Genomic DNA, 21,816 nt, shown 5'->3' with positions numbered 1-21,816 from the left:
CCTAAGCAGAAGAATTGTGGTTGTAGGAGGCTGCAGCCAGTTAAGGCAAGATAACTTGGTAGATTATTTTCAGGAAGAGATGCCTGGAAGTAGCTGAAGAATGTAAAAGAATAATGATAATCGACTCTTCAAGCTTTACCAAATCGGGTAAAGCCGCCATGAAAGAATAAGTTAAAGCTGCTTACTTATGCTGTTGTAAGTAAAAGAACACAAACAGCAGCGTTAGGTACAAAGCTTCTTTTGGAGAATAAATTAATTAACAACACCACTAACTGTTGTTGCTTATATATCAACTTCGTTTTGTCTTAATTTAGCAGCCTGAAAAAATATTAGTTACAGGCATCAAAAGTACTCATTCATAATCTCGCGTACATCTGCTTCAGCCAAAGGTTTAGAATAATGTTTGCGCACATCCGGAAAGCCTTTAAGTTTCTCCAGATCATAGAAACTGGCAGATGATGTAAGCATCAGCATGACTGTTTTACTTTTGTGGATATTGTTAAACTTCTGGTATTCTTCCAGAAACTCAAAGCCATCCATTACTGACATTTTAATGTCCACAAAAATCAGATCGGGCTGAGGATAATCTGCCACACCCGCAAAGGCTTTCTCCAGATAGTCCAGTGCCTCATCTCCGTTTGTTACTACACGTATGTCAGGGGAGGCCTGCAGGCGGGTTAGCAAGCGGTGGTTAAGGTAATTGGTAGTATCATCATCATCAATCAAAAGAATCGTATTTACCGACTTCATGTGCTCGTGTCTGTTAATAAACCTAATCCGGTTATGTTTTTTTCAGCCTGAAATATAAGTAAAAAGTAGTGCCCTCGTCAAGCTTACTTTCAATATTAATGTAGCCGCCCTGGTTTGTAAGAAGCCTGTTTACAATATATAAGCCTAACCCGGAACCTGGCACGTGGTTATGGAATCGCTTAAACATCTGAAACAGTTTACTTTGGTGCTTGTTCATGTCAATGCCAAGCCCATTGTCCTGAACTTTCAGCTCAATATAATTGCCTTTTTGTTCAGTGCTCAGAGATACCTGTGGCGTTCTGTCATGAGCGCGGTATTTTAAAGCATTACTGATGAGGTTGTACAAGATGCTCTTCATATTGGCACGTGTAAAAGGTACAGTAGGTGCTGCAGAAAAGTCAGTTATGACCTGTGCTCCGGAGTCAGCCAGAAAATCTTGTAGGCTAACTATTACATCGTTGCTGATACCAGTCAGGTCAACAGTCTCTACCTCACTGTCCTGAGACTTCTGTATCTTTACTACTTCCGCCAGGTCGTGTATGGTGTTATGAATTTGCTGGAGCGACTTGTTGAACATCTCGATCATACGAGGTGCATCCGGGTCATTATAGGTAGCCGTGTCGTTGAGGGCCTCAAAAATACCTGCCATGTTTATAATCGGCAGTTTAAGGTCATGGGAAGCTGTGTATACAAAGCTATCGAGGTCCTGGTTAATGCGCTCCAGTTCCAGGTTCTTAGCTACGAGTTCCTCTTCTGCTCTCTTATGGTCTTCTATATCAGTGCAGGTGCCAAACCATTTTACAATGTTACCTTTCTCATCACGCATAGCCATGGCCCGCCCTAAAAACCATCGGTACGGCCCGTTACTACCATTTCTGAGCCGGTATTCAACTTCGTAGAAATCTCCGGTGCGAAGGGAGTATTGCCAGCGGTTCCAGGAATGTTGGCGGTCATCAGGGTGCAACAGTTCAATCCACTTCATTCCTAGGCTTTCTTCAAGTGTCAGGCCGGTATAATTTACCCAGTGCTGATTAAAGTAATCGTGAAAACCATCGGAGAGTGTTGTCCACACCATCTGGGGGATGGACTCGGCCAGAAACTGAAACCGATGCGTAGCTCTCTGGAGCTCTATCTGCAGTTGTTTCTGGTCTTCTATATCGGTATGGGAACCTACCCACAAAGTAACTTCACCGAGGCTGTTACGAATGGGCACGGCACGAGCCAGGAACCAACGATAGGTACCGTCTTTACCAGACTTCCAACGGCTCTGGTTAACGTAAGGCTCTCCTGTTTTAAGACATTGAGACCATAGTGTGCTTGATCTTTTAAAGTCTTCCGGGTGGGTAAAGTTTTCCCACCTCCAGTCTTTCATTTCCTGTAAGGTAGACCCTGTGTATTCCGTCCAGCGTTGGTTAATATAGTTAATAGCTCCGTCAGAAGCAGCAGTCCAGACCATGAGCGGAAGAGACTCCATAATTTTTACAGACCAGTTTGTGGTTTCCTGTAATTGCTGTTCAAACTGCTTTTTCTCCGTTATGTCTACCATAGCACCCACCATACGTATAGCCTTGCCATTGCTACTGTGTATCACATAGCCTCTGTCTATTACCAGCTTATAACTGCCATCGGCGCAACGAAAGCGGTACTCATGTTCCCAATTTGTATTTCCACTGTTAATAACATCATAAATGGTTTCGTTAACATGGGGTAAATCATCAGGATGTACGCGGTTTGTCCAGGATATACTAGTTGGCTCTATATCCTTTTCTGTGTAACCGAAGAGCGTCTTAAATCCTTCATTCCACCAGATGGAATCGTCCTCCAGGTCCCAGTCCCAGATAACATCATTGGTGGCCATGGCAATGCGCATAAAGCGCTCCTGGCTTTTTTGCAGTTCCTGCTCGTGTGTTTTTTGACGGCTAACATCTACCATAGAACCCAGCAGGCGCTCAGGCTTGCCCAAGTGGTCGTAAATAACGTAGCCATGATCTACTATGTCTGTATAAGTGCCATTAGCATTACGGTAACGATACTCTCCGGTCCAGAACTTTTGCTTATTAGCTATTACGGCCTCAATACTGTCACGAACTTTCGGATAATCATCAGGGTGAACCAACTCGTCCCACACCTGGGCTTCAGCTTTCAGGCTGCTGTCGCTGTAGCCCAATACTTCTTTATAAGATTCGCTCCAGTTTATTTTGTTCGCTATCAAATCACATTCCCACACTATGCCTCCGGCTGCTTTAGACATTAGCTTAAGGTTCTGTTGTACAGCTTCTGCTTCTTTTTCAGCTTTTACCTTACCTGTAATGTTTCGCACTTCGTGCAGTACCTGCTTAAGGTTACCTGCTGTATCCAGAATGGGTACTGTGTGCATGTGCCAGTAGTGCTCCTCATATTCACCAGTAGCGTTTTCAACATCGTAGCGTAGCACAGGAAGGACATGAGGTTTTTTGGATTCTATAACCTGCAGAATAGATGCCTCTAAAATTTCACTTGATTTCAGGCCTTTTAAATTGGGGTTTTCAGGAAACACATCAAAAAGGTATTTCCCTTTTATGTCTTTATCAGTAGCGTGTGTCGCTTTTTGGTAACTATTGCTGGCTTCAATAATAAAGAGTTCAGGAGACAGCACCAGGTAAAGGCCTGGTAAAGCTTTGAAGAGATTTTTGAAATCTATCTCAGTAAGAGAAACAGGTACATCTTCCATAAGGTTAGAAGTGGCTCAGGTTAGCCCAATACAGATTGGGCCATAAATGTAACACAAATTAGTTAAGATGCTGCATGTGGTGAGGGTACTAAATATAATACGCTTCAAACGTACTGGAACACCAGAAGAAAGCAGAGCTAGTGTCAGAAGTTTATTCTTTACTATGGCTGATACTTCCGTTCCCTATACTTGTTTTGAAAGAATCTGTTACCAGCTTTACTTAAAGTAAATGCAATTAAGTGCAAAAGCCCGGACTACAAACGTGTAGCCCGGGCTTTATGGTATTGATTCTTATAAAAGTTTAGGCTGATGCTGCCTCTCGTATGCCAAATCCTTCAAACACTTCTTTTGCACTACTTATACTCTGGATGTCTTCTACAATTACGATCAGTTTATTCTTAGAGTCTTTCAAACGAGACCGGCGCGGGTGCTGCTGTACATATTTTAATATGTTGCCAAACGTTTCTGACTGGAAATAAGCATCATTGTTCTCAGATGGTAAATAACCTTTCATGACCTCTTTTTTGATGGTTAGTTTTTCGAAGCCAAGTTGCTGTGCCTGCCAGCGCAGCTTTACGATGTCCACCAGCTTCTGCACCTCCTCAGGCATTGGGCCAAAGCGGTCTACAATACTTTCCCGGAGCTTCTCCAACTCCTGTAAATCCTTTGTGCTGTCGAGTTTGCTGTAGAGGTTCAGTCGCTCCGAAATGTTGCTCACGTACCAGTCTGGTATGAGCACCTCCATGTCTGTTTCGATGTTGCACTCCAGCACAGGCTCTATAAACTGCTCCAGGTTATCTTTCAGAAACAGATCTTTGAATTCCGTTTCTTTCAGTTCTTTAATGGCATCATCTAAAACCTGGTGGTACATCTCAAAGCCAAGGTCGGTGATAAAGCCGCTTTGCTCACCGCCCAGCAGGTTCCCCGCTCCGCGTATATCTAAATCGCGCATAGCTATTTTAAAGCCTTCGCCCAGATCGGAGAATTCTTCCAAGGTACTCAAGCGTTTACGGGAATCGGAAGGCAAGCCAGACACAGGTGGCGTTAGCATGTAGCAGAAAGCCTTTTTGTTAGAACGGCCCACGCGGCCACGCATCTGGTGCAGGTCTGACAGGCCGAACATGTGTGCACGGTTGATGATGATGGTGTTAGCGTTCTCGATATCCAGGCCAGACTCGATAATGTTGGTGGATACCAGCACATCGTATTCGCCGTTCACGAACTTCATCATGCGCTTCTCCAGCTTCTCAGGCTCCATCTGCCCGTGGGCATAAGTAATCTTGGCATCAGGCACGAGGCGCAGAATCAAGGAGGCTATTTCCTCAATATCCTTCACACGGTTGTGCACAAAGAACACTTGCCCGCCGCGCTTCATCTCGTACACGATGGCATCCCGAATTAAAGCTTCATCAAAAACGTGCAGCTCCGTTTTTACAGGCTGGCGGTTGGGCGGTGGCGTGGCAATTACGCTCAGGTCGCGGGCACCCATCAGCGAAAAGTGCAGCGTGCGCGGAATAGGGGTGGCGGTCAGGGTGAGGGTATCTACATTCACCTTCATCTCTTTCAACTTCTCCTTTGTCTTTACCCCGAACTTCTGTTCTTCGTCAATTATCATCAGGCCGAGGTCTTTAAACTTCACATCTTTGCTCACGATGCGGTGCGTCCCGATAAGTATGTCTACTTTACCTTCGGCTACACGCTTCAAGGTGTCTTTGGTGTCCTTGGTGGTTTTAAAGCGGTTGATATAGTCTACGGTAACAGGGAACTGCTCCAGCCTATCGCGGAAGGTGCGGTAATGTTGCATAGCCAGTATTGTTGTTGGCACGAGCACCGCCACCTGCTTGCCATCGCAGGCCGCTTTAAAAGCAGCACGTATGGCTACTTCGGTTTTACCGAAACCTACGTCGCCACACACCAGACGGTCCATCGGGTGCGGCTGCTCCATGTCGGCTTTCACGTCTTCGGTGGCCTTGCCCTGGTCTGGGGTATCCTCGTAAATAAACGACGATTCCAGCTCGGCCTGCAAGAAACCATCGCGGCTGAAGGCAAAACCTGGGGCGGCTTTACGCTTTGCATACAGGTTGATGAGTTCGGCTGCAATGTCTTTTACCTTACTCTTTACCTTCTTCTTCTTGTTTTCCCACTCAGGAGAGCCCAGTTTGCTCATGCTTGGCGGGCCGCCTTCTTTACCGCTATACTTGCATATTTTGTGCAAGGCATGAATGCTCACATACAGTAAATCATCATCACGATACACCAAGCGAATCGCCTCCTGCATGCGTCCGCCAACCTCAACTTTCTCCAGCCCTGCAAAGCGGCCAATGCCGTAGTCCACATGTGTTACATAGTCGCCGGGCTGCAGCGAGCGCAGCTCTTTCAGTGTCATGGCCTTGGTTTTGGAATGCCCCTCCCTGGCCTTGTGCTGGTAGAACCTGTCGAACAGTTGGTGATCGGTATAGCAGGTAACTTTCAGCGTCTGGTCGATGAAGCCCTCACGCAGGGAGACAGGGAGGTGCTGGAAGCGCACGTCGTGGTCTAATTCATCGAAGATCATGGTAAGGCGGTTGATCTGGCGCGGTGAATCTGTGGCGATAACGTTTACGAAGCCTGCCCCTTGCTGCTCGTGCAGGTCTTTTACCAGCCGTTTAAAGTCTTTGTTAAAAGAGGGCTGTGGTTTGGCCTGAAACTGCAGTACCTCGGTATCGCGGAAATGGAAGCGCTTGCCAATCTCGATAACGGTAAAGTTTTTGAGTAGCTCCTTAAACTGCTTCTGCGTCTGGAACAACTGCTCCGGGTCCGACACGATCTGTGTGCCGCCGCTGCCTGCCAGCATATTTTCAAATGCATGCGAAGCCTTATCGAAGTACTCCTCAATCACATCCAGCGTCAGGCGTACATCTTTGAACCAGATGTTGGTGTTTTCGGGCAGGAAGTCCAGAAAAGCCTCACGAGTTTCCTGCAGTAGCTTTGTCTGTACGTTCGGTATAATCGAGATCGCCTTCTTCGTCTCCACGCTCAGCTGTGTGTCGGGGTCGAAGGTACGTATACTTTCAATTTCGTCGCCGAAAAGCTCGATGCGGTACGGCAGGTCGTTGGCGTAAGAGTAAACGTCTACAATGCCACCTCGTACGGCATACTGGCCCGCCTCGTACACAAACTCGGTGCGCTCAAAGCCGTACTCGGTCAGCATCTCACTCAGGAAAGCCGTATCCAGCTTTTCGCCCACCTTAGCTCCTAGCGTATTTTCGACCAACGATTTTTTGTTGATTACCTTCTCCGTCAGCGCCTCAGGGTAGGTTACGATCAGTTCGCCCTTGCCTGTTTTCTGGTTGAGGCGGTTGAGCACCTCGGCCCGCATAAGTATGTTGGCGTTTTCGGTATCGTCGAAACTATAAGGGCGTTTGTAGGAGGTCGGGAAAAGCAAGATCTCCTTTGTATCGCCCAGCAGGTTTTTCAGATCAGTAAAAAAATAAGCCGCCTCCTCTCTGTCGTGCAGCACAAAGAGTTGGTGCTGTGGGTTTATGGTATAAACTGCCGAGGCCAGCACAGCATCTAAGCTGCCAGCGAGGCCCTTGAGTTGCAGGCGGTATGCCTTGTTTGCCTTCAGCCGTTCGGCTATGGTTTGCACCACGCTGTCGAGGCGGTACAGCTCTAAGAAATCTGTAACTTTCAAAGTATGTTCGGTTTTATAAACACCAGTGTCAGGACAAAACACGCAAAACAGCTTTAGGCGATAACTACAACGTTAGCTATTGCCTAAAGCGCTTGAACTACGGATTTCGTCTTTTATAGTCCTTCTCTACAAAGATACTATAAGTTAATGTTTTATCAGAACAGGAAGGAGAGGGAGAAGGTTGCGGAAGTAATTATTCCGTCTTAATTTTTTTCTTTTCAAAGAAGATACTTAGAATGTTTAATACATTTGTAATGAGATAAGTTAGGATATTTAATTAAGGTATGAGAATGAATATTTATATAGTGATTGGTATTTTGATTATCGCTATCGGTACATTCATTATGTATGTTGGCTCTGGGAAGAGCAGTGACAAATCACAAAAAGAGATATTAGAAAAATTTGAAGAAACCCAACATAAAATTGATGCACTTAAAAGCTCCCCCAATACAAATAGTAAAGAAATAGCAAAGATTGAAGATGAGTTCAATGAGTGGGCAAACGACTTCATAAAAACTAAAGATTTAAAGAAGCTTGACTTAGAAAAGAAAGGGCTAGATGTAAAGAGCAACAGAATTGTATTAAGCTCAAAATGGAAGCCTCAACTGGACTCCTTTTTTTCTAGTTTAAAGAGTATGATTGATGTTTATAGAGTATGATTGATGTTTATAACAAGAACACAGGTGATACAATCTCATATGCCATAGGAAAACTGCCGGAGAATATATTTGATGCTTCAACGGATAGATATGAAGCTAAAATTACCTTTAGACCAAATGTACATTGGATTATAACTGTAACTCCAGCGTCTGCTCTTGCAAATGATCAAATGCCTGGATTAACACTCTCAATTGTTGGACAAGATATGTCTACTCCAACTGATAAGTTAGCCATTGCTCTAATAGATAGCTCTAACTCTTTAAATAATAAAGATAGAGTACAAATTGTGAAACTTGAGAACAGTAGATTCAGCTTCAATGGTATTCCAGAGGTATATGAATTTAATAATATTACACTTAAAACTCTTTCTAAAGATTTACTTGAGAATCAACTGTTACAATTATAGTTGTTGATTTTCCAATAGGCCCCCATGCCGCAAGTTTAGCGTCAGCGTAACTTGTAGCTTTACTTAGATCCAGTTTGTAACTGGATTTATACTCATTTCTGTACCCTCGCCAGCTACAAACTGGCTGCCATTTCCTTCCACCAGTTACTGCTGCGCTCAAACTGGCGGTATGTTTTGGTAGCACCTTGCTCAAGTTCTTTATGCAATAGCCTAGATCCTGCTCCAATGGCACGAGAACTACAACGTTTGCAGGAGCAGACACGGTAGTCGTTCAGAAGACACAACAACGGCAAAGAATAGCTGTTCGGGAAACCTCGCTGCATGTACAGGTTCTGCAAGCGTGGCAGCCTTTAATAATACGGATAACACGAAAGAGCCTATTCCATTTTAATCAGCTTCTCGGCTAGTTCTGTGAGTGTAGGTACTGTAAGTTCTGGTTCAGGAGCCAAAGGGTACAGCGTTTGGCCTGGGCGGGAGATAAAGGCGGCGCGTGCTCCTGTGCGTAAGGCGCCAGCCATATCCCAGCCGTGTGCGGCTACCATCATCACATCTTCTATTTTCACCTCCATTTGCTCTGCCACATACTGGTAAGGGTTGCTGTGAGGTTTAAATTTTTCTACGCTATCCACGCTGAAGGTTTCCTCGAAGAAACTTTTCAGGCCTACTGCATCTAAATGCGGTACACTCGATTTTGCAGGGGAGTTAGTAAGTGTAGCCATGCGAAAGCCGGCTTCGCGCAGTTTCTCCAGACCAGGTATTACATCCGGGTGTGGCTGTGTGCTCTTTACCATCTCTACCAACTCCTTTTGCTTCGCTTCTGAAACATGCTGCCCTGTAATTTCTGAAATCATGTGCATGGCAGCTTGGCCTACTTCGCTAAAGTTATGGTACGTATCTGTTACGTTTTCTACAAGAGCATATTGTATAAGATGCGAGAACCAAAGTTTGAAAGCCAGCTCATTGTGAAATGTTTCGTTTATGGCTTTTTGCATGGCTGACATGTCCAATAATGTCTCATTTACATCAAAGAGCAGTAAAGCCGGACGGATTTTAGAGGTATTCAGAATATTATCTAACATCTTATTAAGCTTTATTTAATAGAATTAACTAGAGATTTTCTTACGCACCAGGTGTGATACAAGCTGGTTTTGCTGCCTTATTTTTCGAACATACTCGCTTTTGGTGGATAGAAGAGTAACGGAAGTGGTAGCTATAGTAAGAGTGAAATGATAAGCTTAACTGGAAGCATATCTTACCAACTTACCTACCAGTTTTAGTAAAACAAGTAAGTTGGCGGTTTTATAGCTATCCCCAGCCGGAGCATGCTGGTTGACTGTTGATACTGGCTTAAGCTTTCGGCATAACCCTGGTACCATTGTAACGTGACAAAGGCATTACCGGATTTAAAAGGTTTAAAGCTAAGCTGTGTCTGAATGTTTCCTTTCCAGCCAGAAGTACCTTTCCGACCTGTAACGTCCAACAGGAGCTTATCTTTCTTAATTTCCCAGATATAAGTTGCCTGCCCGTAGCCAACATAATCTATTATATCGGGATTATCCTGTTTATAGAAAAATGGTACCCATGCCTTTAGCTGCAATATAGATTTAGAAGAAATTGCCGTAGTATAGCTAAAAGAGGCATAGTTCCAGCTTCTGGACATGGTGCTGTCCCACCCATTCGATTCATGTTCTACCTGCAACGCCAGAGAGCCTATCAGTTTACCGTCTTTGAAAAGGAGCTTTCCTAAACCAAGGCCAGGGTTAAAGTTTATTTCATTAAATGGACTTGACCAATGGTAAATATCCCAAAATGCCAGCTGTGTATAAGTAAGAAACAGGTATGAGTTCAGGGGGAGCGATGCATTGGTTAACCTGTGCTTAAAGCTTATCTGGTACTTTACATCTGAGTTTGAGCTTGTAGGCTTTTCTCCTATGGTGCTGCCAGTAATAATGTAGTTGTCTTTGTATATAGTAAATGGCGGAGTTGTTCTCAGAATACGGTTTACCGAATCTCTGCTTATCTGCTGCCCATAAACTGTGTTAATCGAAATAACCAATATAAAAAGGCACAAGCCCCACATGTTCTTCCTGATTCTACTCTTTATCTTTTGCATTGGCTGTTTTATACAATCATCCTTAGAGAATACTCCCTGTTCAGAATAAATACAACGCAGCTGACCAGATAATAGATAACTTCTTCTGTTATTTATGCTTCATAAAAACAAGAGTATTATTGTTATGTATAGCTAAAGTAATAGTAGCTATTACTTTAATATTGTCTAAACATTAAAAAAATGGACGACAAAGTTAAAGAGCCGCGTATTTGTAGGAATTTTTAAAGTATCTCCTTAATTTAGGCTGAATCTGGAAAATATTACCAATTCCTGCTAAAACTAGTTGTTTATTGTTGCTATGGAAATACTGCTGGAAAACTTGCCCAATCCCTTTGTCTATTTCGTGCCAATCTTTTTTATCCTCATTTTGGCAGAAGTCTACATTAGTTACCGTGAAGACAAAGAACTGTACGACCTGAAAGACTCCTTCGCCAGTGGCTGGGTGGGAATAGGGGCTGCCATCTTGAATACCCTTACAAAGATGTATCAAATAGGCTTCTTCTTTCTTTTCTATAAGCTATTTGAGCCGTTAAGAGAAGAGTTTTTAGGTTACAGTAGTTTAGGGTGGGCCTGGTGGGTGTGGGCACTGTGTCTGATAGGAGATGATTTTAATTTTTACTGGCATCATCGTTTTTGCCATACAGTAAGGTTGTTTTGGGCGGCGCATATTGTGCATCATTCTTCCGAAAAGTTTAATTTAGGCACTGCCTTTCGAAACGGCTGGACCATTTTCCTTTATAAGCCCATTTACTGGATCTGGCTTCCTGCTCTAGGGTTCAACCCGATTATGCTGGCCTTGTGTATGTCTTTCAACTCTATTTATCAGTTTTTCCTGCACTCTACGCTGGTGCCGGATTTAGGGTGGTTTGGCAAGGTGTTTAATACCCCGCGGGTACATCAGGTGCACCATGCCAGCAATGTAGAGTACCTGGACCGTAACCACGGTGGCATACTGATTATCTGGGATAAGCTTTTTGGTACTTTCCAGAGCAGAGAAGAGCACATTCCACCTAAGTTTGGTGTTATACACCCACCAAACTCTAATAACCCTGTTAAGCTGAATTTCCATGAGTTTATTGATATCTGGAATGATGTGAAGAGAGCAAAAAGCTGGAAGGACAAGTTTAAGTATGTTTTTTATCCGCCAGGATGGAGCCCGGACGGCAGCACAAAAACATCTAAGCAACTTCAGAAAGAACTAGCATCACAATCTGATGCCAATAGTTCAGAGAAGATACTGACTGTATAGTAAGGATAACATTAATTAAGGACAAAAAAGAGCCGCAACAATTGTTAATTTGTTGCGGCTCTTTTTTGTCCTTAATTATAATGCCAATAGCAGAATACAAGATGGTAATGTATGATGTGCTGTCTGTAAAATAACAAAGCCTCACTTGAAAAAGTGAGGCTTCTTTGCTGTAGGGGGAGGAGTCGAACCTCCACGGAGTAGTTAGGCAAATGTCTTTACTATTGATTAAGGTAAGTCGCTGCTTTATCCTTTCATCTCCACCCCCGAGATAGGAGGGCTTGTCTGCCAGTTTCAACACCCTACATTGTTTGTCGTTACTGATGATACAAACGTACAAAGCTTTAATTTTGTTTGCAAATATTTTAACAAAATTTAATAGATATTAATCTTATGATAATAATACATTCTATATTTTAATTTATTAATAATATGCAAATGCTTGTTAATCTGATGCTTACAATTGTTAGTTGAACTGGAAGACCATGTCCATAAAAGATAACCAACGGATAAAATCGCAATACCTTTTTTTAAGAGTGGAATAAAAGCTGCTGCTTATAGATCACGCTCTAAAAGTCAGCAGCTTCTTTGAACTTAACCAGTTTCAGTCCTTAGGTTTATGGAATAATCCTGGCATCCTTTAAGCTCTGAAAAGTCTCCAGCATATAGTCAATGCTGTCGATATGCATTTCATGAAAGCCAAAGCGCCTGGCCTTGTTTACATCAAAAAAAGCATCGTATTCGGTGTTGAAGATAAAGTCTCCGAAAGGCCACTGCACCAGTTTCTCAATACTATTGTTCTCCAGGTTATACTTCTCAATCATCTCATCCCATAGCGGTTTCTTATCAGCCATATACTCGGCCAGAGAAAAAGTTTGTGGCTCAGCGTACTCTACATCAAAGAACCCCGCAATTTTAGGCCACGCCTGGCTCCATCTGAAAATGTCGCCATTGGTAACATTGAATATCTCGTTATGGCACTTCTCATTTAAAGCAGCCCACTCCATACTTTTAGATAATACTTCTACACCGGTTACATTAACCAATACCTGGTAAGCCTTTGGCGTACCCGGAAACCGAAAAGGCACCTGAAGTTCTTTACAAAGGCTGGCATAAACGGCTATCAGGTTAGAGAGGTTCATTGGGTTGCCTATCGCGAAGCCCATTACAATATCAGGGCGTACGGCAGTCCAACTCCACTTCTTTCCAGCAGACTTTGCTCTCAGGTAATCTTCCTGGCTGTAGTAAAAGTTAGGAGGCATGTGCCTGCCGTCAGTTTCCTTAGCCGGCGTTTTATAAAGTCCTAAGTGAGCTCCATAAGCTTTACCACCCTGAATAAAAGTAACGTGCTCCAGATTTGGTGCAACGACTTCAAGTCCGTCCATCAGGTTTTTGATCAGGGCCAGGTTGTACGAAGTTTGTTCTGCAAGTAGTTTGCGCTCTATGTAAGCAGCAAAGAAGACATGGGTAACATTTTTAAGTGCCGCAGCCTGCTGACTTACTGCCTGGTCATCGAGCAGGTTTAGTTGAACATAAGTAGCCCCCGTTTTGTAAGCAAGTGGTGATTGGGAGGTTACAATAATGTTCCAGTTGCCTGTCGATTCTAAGTAGCGGGCAAGGTTACGGCCTATAATACCGTTACCTCCTACTATCAGTGCTGTTTGTTTTTGCTGTAAATCCATTTTGTAAGCTTTATATCTCTAGGTAAAATGAGCCTTAAATAATGTGTGTACGGTGCTATGGTGCCAAACGCTTGCTTTACTGTCCTCTTTTAGGAATGTAGGCAGTTTCTCTTTATTCGAAAGCTTTAAAGAATTAGGCAGTTATGCGTGCTTTGTAAACAGAGAGGGCATTAAGCAAAATGATACAGCTTCCTGGGGATCAAGGCTAAACTATCACGGATGAAAAAAAGAAAGCCTCACTTGGGAAAGTGAGGCTTTGTAGCTGTAGGGGAAGGAGTCGAACCTCCACGGAGTGGTTAGGCAAATGTCTTTGTACTATAAACTAGGTCAAAAAGCTGCTTTATTCCAGAACCTCCACCCCCGAGATAGGAGGGCTTGTCTGCCAGTTTCAACACCCTACATTGTTTGTTGATGTTTCAAAGGTAGAACAAGGATTTATTTATTCAAAATATTTCAAACATTTTTATTTAAATTTATTTTTATGGCAATTATATTATGTTTTTGTTAACTAAATATTAACCATGCAATCGGTTGATAATCTGTTATTTACGAACAGTTGTTAGTGAAATAGACTTGCTCTGGATGTTAAACTTGAGAAGTCCATAAAGTTATTGCCCGGCAGGTTTATTGGGTATGTTTTAGTGCGGAAGGGGTTAACTTTTAAAATGGTAGAAAGATTGGTACTTGAGTTTCTATGTAGCCTTGCTTTTCCTGATCTGGAGTAAAGGGTAAGGGAAAAATACTAGGAACGGAATGGATAAACACAGACACTTTTCCATTCGCACGTAAAGTATTTAGAATAAAGGAATCAAGAGATAAAATTAGTATGGCAAAACTACCACTACCTCTGAAGGTGTTTCTTGGCGTTACAAAGTTAGGCGGCAAACGCACTTCTAAACCGTTAGCTGAAAGACGTATAGAGTCGGACTGGTTCATGAAGTTTATGGATAGCTTTGCAGGCCTGCAGTCGCCTGCCGTTCAGGATGGAGAGAACATCAGCTTTACTTCTAAAGCAGGTCATACCATTGCGTTAAGAGTTTTTAAACCAGTGAAGTCAGAAGGACCACTGCCTGTGTGGGTGTACTTCCATGGCGGAGGGTTTACGATCGGGAGCTTTGATGTAAGAGACAACTTCTGCAAAAAGATAGCCGACCAGTCTTATTGCATGGTAGTGTCTGTACAATATCGCCTAGCTCCGGAGCACCCTTTTCCTCAAGGGCTGAATGACTGCTTTGAGGCAACAGCATGGCTGTCTGAAAACGCGCATACCTTTGGCGGAGATGGAAGTAGGCTGGCTGTTGGTGGCGAAAGTGCTGGCGGCAACATGGCTGCTGTCGTTTCATTAATGGCCAGAGACAAGAGAGGCCCTAAGATCCTGCACCAGACATTATTGTACCCGTCCCTGGATTGCAGCGGCTCTTTGCCGTCACGGCAAGAAGTTAGTGATGAGTACCTGCTTACTTCAGAAATGCTGCAGCAGTTTGGAAAGGCATACCTTCCAGAAGGCCAGGATAGGAAGGATCCTTATTGCTCTCCTATTTTTGCCGATCCGGCTGGCTTGCCACCTGCCGTAATAATAACGGCAGAACATGACCCCTTGCGCGACGAAGGCAACTTATATGCCCGGAAGTTGGAAGATGCGGGAATACATGTGGTACATAAGGAGTACAAAGATATGATACATGACTTTGTACTGATGATGCCAAAGTTTCTGAAAGAGTCCAGAGAGGCACTACGTATTGTTAACGAAGAGTTGTGCCTTGCTTTCAAGGAGTAACAACAAACTTTCCTCTTACTGTTTTTAAACTAAAAGGCTGCCTTTAGGCGTTTCTGTAGCAGTTTAAAAGTAGTTTATTTATGAATTCTCAGTTTTGGTTATTTTATGCATTATTGTCTGCCCGTTACATTTTTATAGCAGGCATTGCATTTCTGGTGTTTTACATCTTTTTACCGTCAAAGTTCTCAAAAGTTAAAATTCAGGCGTTGTTTCCGAAGCAGAATGACTATGTGCGGGAGGTGGTTTACTCTTTTATTACGTTCTTTATATTTGCAGCTATAGCTATTATCCTCTCTACTCCGGCAATCAGGCCCTACACCAAAATCTACAGCGATATTTCAGATTATGGTTGGGGTTACTTTGCAGTAAGTGTTGTGCTGGCTTTGCTGATACATGATACGTACTTCTACTGGACACACCGGCTGATGCACGACCCGCGCTTGTTTAAGCTTTTTCATTTAACGCATCATCGGTCTACAAATCCATCGCCGTGGGCAGCCTTTTCCTTCAGTCCTTTAGAGGCTCTGGTCGAGGGAGGTGTTATATTTGCCATTGTTTTCCTGATACCGATACACCAGTTCGCTATTTTGCTTTTCCTGTTGTTCATGACAGCTTATAATGTATATGGCCACTTAGGCTACGAAATTTATCCAAGTTGGCTCGTGAACAGTGCTTTGGGGAAATGGCTTAATACCTCAACTAACCATAACATGCACCATAAGTATTTTCGTGGTAACTATGGCCTTTATTTAAGGTTGTGGGACGAGGTGATGGGTACTACGCATGCTGGTTACGACAAAACGCTTGCTAAACTGGTAAGCAGGCAAAACGAGCAACCAAAAGAGCAACAGTAATCTGTTTAGGTCTTTTGCTGCAAGTTTATCAGCTTTAAATTCCGGTGATATAGCACGCTAAGCTATTGGTAATCTCCGCACTTTCTTCTATCTTTCTATCAAATTAAAAATCAATCAACTATGAAAAACACGCATCTAAATTTTCTTGCCTTGCTGTTTGTCTGCATGCTAATGTCGACAGTTACCTGGGCACAAGACTCTAAGGCAAACCGCCCAAGTCCTCCTGCTACTGCATCTGGTAAAATAGGTGATGCCACAGTTACTATAGACTATAGCAGCCCGTCTGTTAAAGGTCGTAAGGTGTGGGAAGAACTTGCGCCTGCCGGTAAAGTGTGGCGTGCTGGTGCTAACGAAGCCACTACTTTTGAAGTTGATAAAGATGTAACGGTGGAAGGAAAGGAGTTGCCTGCTGGTAAATATAGCGTTTATGCTATTCCTGGAAAAGACCAATGGACAGTTATCTTCAACAAAGTGGCAGAACAGTGGGGAACACAGTACGACGAAAAGCAGGATGCCCTGCGCGTAACAGCTAAACCTGAAAAAGCGCTATCTTTTAATGAGCGTCTGGCTTATGAGGTGACAGATAATGGTTTTGTGCTGCGCTGGGAGAATCTGGAGTTGCCGGTTTCAGTTAAACCTAAAAGCTAATATGCTGCTTAGCTGCTAAAATGCCCGTTCTGTGAGCTTGAAAACCAACAGAACGGGCATTTTTGTTTCTGAGGCACCTGTGTTTGTGGCAGTCATTATAAGTAACCTAAATCCATTCTGGAATTAACGAGTACATATCAGTCAACCTAAAGCTATAATGATGGACGTAGCGTTTAGAGAAGAATTAGAGACAGAGAGGCTTCGCTTAAAAATTCTTAGAGAAGATAATGCAGAGGTGTATTTGGCTTTAGTAGCAAAGAACAGAGAGCGTTTGCAGGAAAGTTTTCAGGTAACAGTTTCTAAAGTGTCAGACATAAAGTCTACTAAAGCCTTCTTAAAGAAGGCTTATAATGAGTTACGGTACGGTAAACTGGCTTTGTATGGCCTATGGTATAAAGGTGCCTTAGCAGGAATGGTTACTATAAAAGATATATCCTGGCAGGTGCCAAAGTGTGAGGTAAGCTATTTTGTTGCTGAGGAATATGAAGGGCAGGGGCTAGCTTCTGAAGCACTGAAAAAAGTGTGTTTTTATTGCTTTAGTGAATTAAAGATATTAAAAATATGCGCTAGAATAATTCCCGATAACTCCCGAAGCATTCGGCTAGTTCAGAAGTTGGGCTTCGAACTGGAGGGTACATTAAAGGCAGATTATAAAACAGGATTAGGAGACTTAATTGATACGAAGTATTATGGCTTGGTAAATGAAGCTGCACTAGCAAAATACAAGAGCCTAGACACTACACAAAACAATGCCTCTTTGTTTTAGCCTTTTCTTTATCTTTACAAAAAACAATCTTTGAATTATGACCTTTCGCAAAATATTGTACTCGCTTTCATTTATTGCTTTTATTTTGCTGGCAAGGCAAGGCTTTGCACAAAATAATGGTTGGGAAAGCGAGATCAGGGAGTTTGAGAAAAAAGATAGCCTGAGCATGCCTGCACCTGGCGGTATTGTGTTTACCGGTAGTTCCTCTATTCGTAAATGGGAAACACTAAACCAGGACTATCCTAACCGGCCTGTGCTGAACCGTGGCTTTGGAGGCTCGCAAATAGAGGATGCTGTCGAATATTTTGATCGTATAGTGGCCAAATACCAGCCCCGCCAGGTGGTGCTGTATTCCGGTGATAATGACATTGCCAGTGGAAAGAGCCCTGATGTCGTACTGAAAGATTTTAAAAAATTTGCCGAACAAGTAAAACAAAAGCTGCCAGATGCCGAGCTTGTATTCCTGTCGATAAAGCCAAGCCTTGCCCGTTGGGATATGTATGATAAGATGCAGGAAGCAAACCGGAAAATAGAGAAGTATGCCTCTGGGCGAAATTGGATAAAGTATGTTGATGTGGCCTCACCTATGTTGGGAGCTGATGGCAAGCCCATGCCTGAGCTTTTTGTGGAAGATGGCCTGCACATGACCCGCGAAGGCTACAAACTATGGACTGGTATACTAGAACCGTATCTCCTTAAGCAGAAATAGCGCCTGAAGTTTACTTACTCCAGACGCTATTTAAATACAGGAAGAATAGTTGCCTAGTCCCAGTAAGTTAATTGCTCCTGTACCTGTCCATCTTCAGTGAAAACTACCTTTGTATCCTGGCCCTCCTGGTCAAAATCGATCTGGTAATATGTGGTGCCGCTAAGGCTAAGTAGTTCTGTGTCGTCTACTTGTAAGCTATTGTAGTTTTGGCTTATAGAGGTTCTGACAGCTTCCGGGAGATTAGCTTGTGCTATGTCATGCTTATACATGAGCATACTGCCATCTGCGGTAAGCAGGGCTTTATAGTCTACTGTGTTAACATCAAAATCTGCTTCGTAGTTTTCTCCCGACATTTCCCACTCTACATCAGTGGCATCAGGAAAAGCTGTAGCCAGTGCGTTTGTTACTGCTTCTGGCACGCTGTTAGGTGCAACGTCATTGTCATCATCATTGCAGGAAAACATAAAGAAGCTCAATATAAAGAGCAATCTCATACTTAGGTTCATAGCTATTGGTTTTAAGTGATATATTGATTTATGCTCAAATCTAAAACCTGATTCTGGAAAGAATTTGAAGAGCTCTATAGGTATTTTCAGATATAATATTTTAATTTAAATAACTACTGTTAGTTTTAGTTGTGAAACTATTATCTTACATATATAGATCATGAAGAAATTACTGTGTCTGTACCTGCTGCTTGCCTTATGTTGCTCATGTGCTACAACTAAAAATAATGCTACAGATGAGGAGGTGTACTTGTTTTCTTATTTCAAAGGAAACGGCGATGGCTTGCATCTTGCCTACAGTATGGATGGCTATAACTGGATGGCGTTGAAGAATGACTCCATATTTTTAAGACCTACTGCCGGAAATGATAAACTGATGCGTGACCCCTGTATTATTTGTGGTGGCGACGGTAAGTTTCACATGGTCTGGACGGTGAGCTGGAACGAGAAAGGCATTGGATATGCCAGTTCTGAAGATCTAATAGACTGGTCGGAGCAGCAGTTTATTCCGGTGATGGAGCATGAGGCTAATGCACGTAATACCTGGGCTCCGGAAATAACGTACGACGACAAGAACAAAGAGTACATGATTTATTGGGCGACTACTATTACGGGTCTTTATCCAGAAACACAATCGGCGGAAGAAAGTGCTTATAACCACCGCATGTATTATGTAACTACCAAAGATTTTAAGACTTTCAGCGATACAAAGCTACTCTACGAGCCTGGCTTTAACGTAATTGACGCTACCATCGTGAAAGACGATAATCAGTATGTTATGTTTCTGAAAGACGAAACACGTGAGCCAGCCCAAAAGAACATTAAGGTTGCCTACAGTGAGAACCTTGCCGGACCTTACAGCTCTGCCGGTACACCTATAACAGGAAATTACTGGGCCGAAGGACCTACCACTCTTAAGCTAAACGATACCTGGATTGTGTATTTCGATAAGTACAGAGACCATGCTATGGGAGCTGTGCAGTCTACAGATCTGCAAAACTGGACAGATATCTCTGATCAGATTTCTTTTCCACAGGGCATGCGCCACGGCTCTATTTTTACTGTTACTAAAGCAGAGTTTGATAAGCTGAAATAAGGCTGGTTTAAGCAAACATCTCTATGGCCTGCTATAAAAGCAGAAGCCTGATTGCCAGCTGTTAATAGCTGCCCCCCAGGCTTCTGTAGCTAAGGTTCTTAACATTTTTACTCCCAGTAAGAGCGAACCTCCTGGTCTTGTACCTGTCCATCTTCTGAGAAAATTAACTGAGAAGTTAGTGTACGCTGTTGCGTTACGCGTGATACCCTTGCCTGATAGAAAATTGTATCAGGGCTGCTCGTGTAGTCTTTTATGTACTCTGCAACAGTTGTCTTATAGCCACTATAATTATTTTCAATGTAAGTTTGTGCAGCTGTAGGAAGATCTGTTGTATCGGTTGCATATTTGTATTTAAGCAACTCTGTGGAAGGACTGAATAAAACTTTGTAAGCAGTTGTGTCAACGGTGGTGTCTGTGGCAGTAGTAATAGTGGAGATAATATTAAAGCCGGCCTCATAATCGTTCCCTACCTTTTCCCAATTTAGTTGGGTGGCGTCCGGGTACTGCTCCAAAAAAGCATTTGCTACCGCTACAGGAACATCATATGGAGAAACATCTTCATCACCGCAGGAGAAAAGTAAAGTGCTTAAGAGAATTGCCATCAGCAGAGTTGCTCTCATAGGTAAATTGTTAAGTATGATAAAAATTAGCTGAAGATACGAACATCAGCTGAATTTAAAATAGTTCACGTAGTTAAGCCGGAAAAGTAACAGTTGTTTCAGCTTCGAAAGGTCTGAGCTTGTTATCCTATATGTCGTTCGCCTTCTAATTACCAGAATCTTTAGAAAGAGCAAAAAAAGTTAAGCTTGGTTCAGAAATGTATCAGTATTAGCTGGAAAGTTTGGCTGAGGCAGTAAATACTACAGCTCTTTACCACCCCATTCTTTTCTTTAGTTCCGTTATGTGTGCAAGGTGGTGTTCACCATGCCAGGCATACAGACCAATATGCTGCCGTATTGTTTGCTGACCCGAAACAGGATGCATGAAAGTCCGCTTTAATTCTTCTGGTGTAAGGCTCAGCAGCAGGAGTACCCAGCGCTTGTGCAAAGCCTCCAGCAGTGCCAGCGAAACATCCGGGGCACCATGCTTCGCATCGTTTAGTTTTGACCATGCTTCTTCATCATAAGGGCGTATAGTAGGGTTATCTTCGGTAAGAGCCAACTTTTGACGGGTATAGCCATTAAGGTGGCTGTCAGGCAGGTGGTGTACTACTTGCCGTATGCTCCAGCCGCCAGGGCGATAAGGAGTGTCTAACTGCTCTTCGGTCAGGTCTGTTATAGCCTCCCGCACCTTTGCAGGCAGGTTAGCAATAGAAAGAATAAGCTGACTCAAGCGATCATCTGCTATAGGTTGTGTGGCATCAAAATGGCCGATGGGATAGCGAAGTTGTTCTAAGGAAGCAGGCTGACTCATGGTTTTAGGAGGTGTTTTTCTGTTATGCAAGATCTTTATTTAGATGAATCTTTAGAGGATGTTGCTTTAAATGTAGTGCCTTCTAAGCTATACGTAATAGTGCGGGTGCCACCTGTAGGGTTACTGTTTGTATCGATGTCGCGATAAAGCGGGAAAATGCGCAGTAACTGGTTGCCCTGTACCTGAAACTCGTCGTGGCCCATGTAATCCTCACGCTGCTCTTCGGTTAGAGGCGGCAGGTCAAGTTGCATCCAGTCCTGCCTGGCAAGTTCATAGCCGTACACAGTACCATAGTTGCCACTGCCTCCGCCGCTGATAAAGATCAGTAGCTCCGGCTTCTGGTTTTTGTTCAGGTCAGTTGTTACAGTGTTGGCTACGGTTCCTTCTACAGGCTCAGTGATGCGGGCCAATTCTTTCCCGTCTTTCTGTGCCACTACTGTCATGTCGCGCATAGTACCCTGACCAGTGGTTTTTACATCGAAACTGACGTCGCTGTCTGCGTTCAGGCTCATGCTGTAACTAGTACTTTGTATAGAAGTGGTCTCTGTGTTAGCGGCTGTTGTTTCTTGTATAGTTGTTTCTGCTTTATCTGTAGTGGTAACAGGTTCTTCTGTGGCCACAGTTGAGTTTCTTTCAGATGTGGTTTCGTTGCTACAGGCTGCTAATGTTGCTATGCTTAAGCAGAATATAGATTGGGTTAGGTATTTCATCAATCAAAAGTTTAAAATGCTTCTTGCTATACGCTAAGATAGCAGTTGCGATGTTAACCTGTGCCTGTTTCTTATTATGGAGGCGGGTGGGGAGAAG

At 43.3% G+C, this 21,816-nt stretch carries 20 protein-coding genes; 9 read left to right on the top strand and 11 right to left on the bottom strand.

The genetic code is table 11. The features are described from left to right. Nucleotides 1-342 precede the first annotated feature (342 nt). The 3 genes from LN995_RS12025 to mfd all read right to left on the bottom strand — a co-directional run bounded on the left by LN995_RS12025 (nt 343) and on the right by mfd (nt 7,133). Nucleotides 343-750: a response regulator gene (locus tag LN995_RS12025; RefSeq protein ID WP_229961316.1), complete on the bottom strand. Its 408-nt coding sequence runs from the start codon at nt 748-750 to the stop codon at nt 343-345. A gap of 31 nt (nt 751-781) precedes the next feature. Next, complete coding sequence (locus LN995_RS12020; protein WP_229961315.1) at nt 782-3,460, bottom strand: PAS domain-containing sensor histidine kinase; 2,679 nt, start codon at nt 3,458-3,460, stop codon at nt 782-784. A 301-nt stretch (nt 3,461-3,761) separates the two neighbouring features. Next, nucleotides 3,762-7,133, bottom strand: a complete 3,372-nt coding sequence (gene mfd / locus LN995_RS12015) for a transcription-repair coupling factor (RefSeq protein WP_229961314.1) — start codon at nt 7,131-7,133, stop codon at nt 3,762-3,764. Between the two features lie 284 nt (nt 7,134-7,417). Here mfd and LN995_RS12010 point away from each other — a divergent pair, with 284 nt between their 5' ends. Both LN995_RS12010 and LN995_RS12005 read left to right on the top strand, forming a co-directional pair. Beyond that, complete coding sequence (locus LN995_RS12010; protein ID WP_229961313.1) at nt 7,418-7,792, top strand: hypothetical protein; 375 nt, start codon at nt 7,418-7,420, stop codon at nt 7,790-7,792. Then, nucleotides 7,789-8,199, top strand: coding sequence for a hypothetical protein (locus LN995_RS12005; protein WP_229961312.1), 411 nt, complete (start codon nt 7,789-7,791; stop codon nt 8,197-8,199). Before LN995_RS12010 ends, LN995_RS12005 begins: the two co-directional genes overlap by 4 nt. Nucleotides 8,200-8,312: 113 nt before the next feature. Here LN995_RS12005 and LN995_RS12000 read toward each other — a convergent pair whose 3' ends face one another. From LN995_RS12000 to LN995_RS11990, 3 genes are all read right to left on the bottom strand, one after another. Further along, nucleotides 8,313-8,537, bottom strand: a complete 225-nt coding sequence (locus LN995_RS12000; protein ID WP_229961311.1) for a hypothetical protein — start codon at nt 8,535-8,537, stop codon at nt 8,313-8,315. Nucleotides 8,538-8,576: 39 nt separating this feature from the next. Next, nucleotides 8,577-9,278: a haloacid dehalogenase type II gene (locus LN995_RS11995; RefSeq protein WP_229961310.1), complete on the bottom strand. Its 702-nt coding sequence runs from the start codon at nt 9,276-9,278 to the stop codon at nt 8,577-8,579. A gap of 194 nt (nt 9,279-9,472) precedes the next feature. Next, nucleotides 9,473-10,312, bottom strand: a complete 840-nt coding sequence (locus tag LN995_RS11990; protein WP_229961309.1) for a phospholipase A — start codon at nt 10,310-10,312, stop codon at nt 9,473-9,475. A 298-nt stretch (nt 10,313-10,610) separates the two neighbouring features. Between LN995_RS11990 and LN995_RS11985 the strand changes: the two genes are divergently transcribed. Further along, entirely contained in the window at nt 10,611-11,561 is a 951-nt protein-coding gene (locus tag LN995_RS11985) for a sterol desaturase family protein (protein WP_229961308.1), read from the top strand. 614 nt (nt 11,562-12,175) lie between these two features. Here the strand turns inward: LN995_RS11985 and LN995_RS11980 are convergent. Beyond that, nucleotides 12,176-13,240 (bottom strand): SDR family oxidoreductase, encoded by a 1,065-nt coding sequence (locus LN995_RS11980; protein ID WP_229961307.1) that lies wholly within the window; start codon nt 13,238-13,240, stop codon nt 12,176-12,178. Between the two features lie 826 nt (nt 13,241-14,066). Here LN995_RS11980 and LN995_RS11975 point away from each other — a divergent pair. From LN995_RS11975 to LN995_RS11955, 5 genes are all read left to right on the top strand, one after another. Then, the gene (locus tag LN995_RS11975) at nt 14,067-15,017 is read left to right on the top strand and encodes an alpha/beta hydrolase (protein ID WP_229961306.1); all 951 of its coding nucleotides are present in this window, start codon (nt 14,067-14,069) and stop codon (nt 15,015-15,017) included. A gap of 80 nt (nt 15,018-15,097) precedes the next feature. Next, nucleotides 15,098-15,871 (top strand): sterol desaturase family protein, encoded by a 774-nt coding sequence (locus tag LN995_RS11970; protein ID WP_229961305.1) that lies wholly within the window; start codon nt 15,098-15,100, stop codon nt 15,869-15,871. 120 nt (nt 15,872-15,991) lie between these two features. Beyond that, a complete protein-coding gene (locus LN995_RS11965) occupies nt 15,992-16,519 on the top strand; it encodes a DUF2911 domain-containing protein (protein ID WP_229961304.1) in 528 nt (175 codons plus the stop codon). Between the two features lie 157 nt (nt 16,520-16,676). Then, nucleotides 16,677-17,285, top strand: a complete 609-nt coding sequence (locus tag LN995_RS11960) for a GNAT family N-acetyltransferase (protein ID WP_229961303.1) — start codon at nt 16,677-16,679, stop codon at nt 17,283-17,285. A 37-nt stretch (nt 17,286-17,322) separates the two neighbouring features. After that, nucleotides 17,323-17,994 (top strand): SGNH/GDSL hydrolase family protein, encoded by a 672-nt coding sequence (locus LN995_RS11955; protein ID WP_229961302.1) that lies wholly within the window; start codon nt 17,323-17,325, stop codon nt 17,992-17,994. A gap of 53 nt (nt 17,995-18,047) precedes the next feature. On the opposite strand, the gene LN995_RS11950 is transcribed toward LN995_RS11955, so the two are convergent. Beyond that, on the bottom strand, nt 18,048-18,488 hold the full coding sequence (locus tag LN995_RS11950) for a PepSY-like domain-containing protein (RefSeq protein WP_229961301.1): 441 nt from the start codon (nt 18,486-18,488) through the stop codon (nt 18,048-18,050). A 172-nt stretch (nt 18,489-18,660) separates the two neighbouring features. Between LN995_RS11950 and LN995_RS11945 the strand changes: the two genes are divergently transcribed. Further along, complete coding sequence (locus tag LN995_RS11945) at nt 18,661-19,596, top strand: glycoside hydrolase family 43 protein (protein ID WP_229961300.1); 936 nt, start codon at nt 18,661-18,663, stop codon at nt 19,594-19,596. Between the two features lie 107 nt (nt 19,597-19,703). Here the strand turns inward: LN995_RS11945 and LN995_RS11940 are convergent, their stop codons facing one another. The 3 genes from LN995_RS11940 to LN995_RS11930 form a co-directional block, all read right to left on the bottom strand. After that, nucleotides 19,704-20,216 (bottom strand): hypothetical protein, encoded by a 513-nt coding sequence (locus LN995_RS11940; RefSeq protein WP_229961299.1) that lies wholly within the window; start codon nt 20,214-20,216, stop codon nt 19,704-19,706. A 250-nt stretch (nt 20,217-20,466) separates the two neighbouring features. Further along, entirely contained in the window at nt 20,467-21,039 is a 573-nt protein-coding gene (locus LN995_RS11935) for a YfiT family bacillithiol transferase (RefSeq protein WP_317206949.1), read from the bottom strand. A gap of 5 nt (nt 21,040-21,044) precedes the next feature. Next, complete coding sequence (locus tag LN995_RS11930; protein WP_229961298.1) at nt 21,045-21,719, bottom strand: hypothetical protein; 675 nt, start codon at nt 21,717-21,719, stop codon at nt 21,045-21,047. Nucleotides 21,720-21,816 lie beyond the last annotated feature (97 nt).

Source organism: Pontibacter silvestris (assembly GCF_020907275.1).
In the GTDB taxonomy this organism is placed as follows: domain Bacteria; phylum Bacteroidota; class Bacteroidia; order Cytophagales; family Hymenobacteraceae; genus Pontibacter; species Pontibacter silvestris.
This window is presented reverse-complemented; position numbering and strand designations above follow the sequence as displayed.

Coding starts and splice junctions, on each gene's coding strand:
- LN995_RS12005 (WP_229961312.1), top strand. CDS start 7,789: ATGATTGATGTTTATAACAAGAACACAGGTGATACAATCTCATATGCC.
- LN995_RS11965 (WP_229961304.1), top strand. CDS start 15,992: ATGAAAAACACGCATCTAAATTTTCTTGCCTTGCTGTTTGTCTGCATG.
- LN995_RS11930 (WP_229961298.1), bottom strand. CDS start 21,719: ATGAAATACCTAACCCAATCTATATTCTGCTTAAGCATAGCAACATTA.
- LN995_RS11995 (WP_229961310.1), bottom strand. CDS start 9,278: ATGTTAGATAATATTCTGAATACCTCTAAAATCCGTCCGGCTTTACTG.
- LN995_RS11985 (WP_229961308.1), top strand. CDS start 10,611: ATGGAAATACTGCTGGAAAACTTGCCCAATCCCTTTGTCTATTTCGTG.
- LN995_RS12010 (WP_229961313.1), top strand. CDS start 7,418: ATGAGAATGAATATTTATATAGTGATTGGTATTTTGATTATCGCTATC.
- LN995_RS11960 (WP_229961303.1), top strand. CDS start 16,677: ATGATGGACGTAGCGTTTAGAGAAGAATTAGAGACAGAGAGGCTTCGC.
- LN995_RS11940 (WP_229961299.1), bottom strand. CDS start 20,216: ATGAGAGCAACTCTGCTGATGGCAATTCTCTTAAGCACTTTACTTTTC.
- LN995_RS12020 (WP_229961315.1), bottom strand. CDS start 3,460: ATGGAAGATGTACCTGTTTCTCTTACTGAGATAGATTTCAAAAATCTC.
- LN995_RS11970 (WP_229961305.1), top strand. CDS start 15,098: ATGAATTCTCAGTTTTGGTTATTTTATGCATTATTGTCTGCCCGTTAC.
- LN995_RS11980 (WP_229961307.1), bottom strand. CDS start 13,240: ATGGATTTACAGCAAAAACAAACAGCACTGATAGTAGGAGGTAACGGT.
- LN995_RS11955 (WP_229961302.1), top strand. CDS start 17,323: ATGACCTTTCGCAAAATATTGTACTCGCTTTCATTTATTGCTTTTATT.
- LN995_RS12025 (WP_229961316.1), bottom strand. CDS start 750: ATGAAGTCGGTAAATACGATTCTTTTGATTGATGATGATGATACTACC.
- LN995_RS11950 (WP_229961301.1), bottom strand. CDS start 18,488: ATGAGATTGCTCTTTATATTGAGCTTCTTTATGTTTTCCTGCAATGAT.
- LN995_RS11990 (WP_229961309.1), bottom strand. CDS start 10,312: ATGCAAAAGATAAAGAGTAGAATCAGGAAGAACATGTGGGGCTTGTGC.
- LN995_RS11975 (WP_229961306.1), top strand. CDS start 14,067: ATGGCAAAACTACCACTACCTCTGAAGGTGTTTCTTGGCGTTACAAAG.
- LN995_RS11945 (WP_229961300.1), top strand. CDS start 18,661: ATGAAGAAATTACTGTGTCTGTACCTGCTGCTTGCCTTATGTTGCTCA.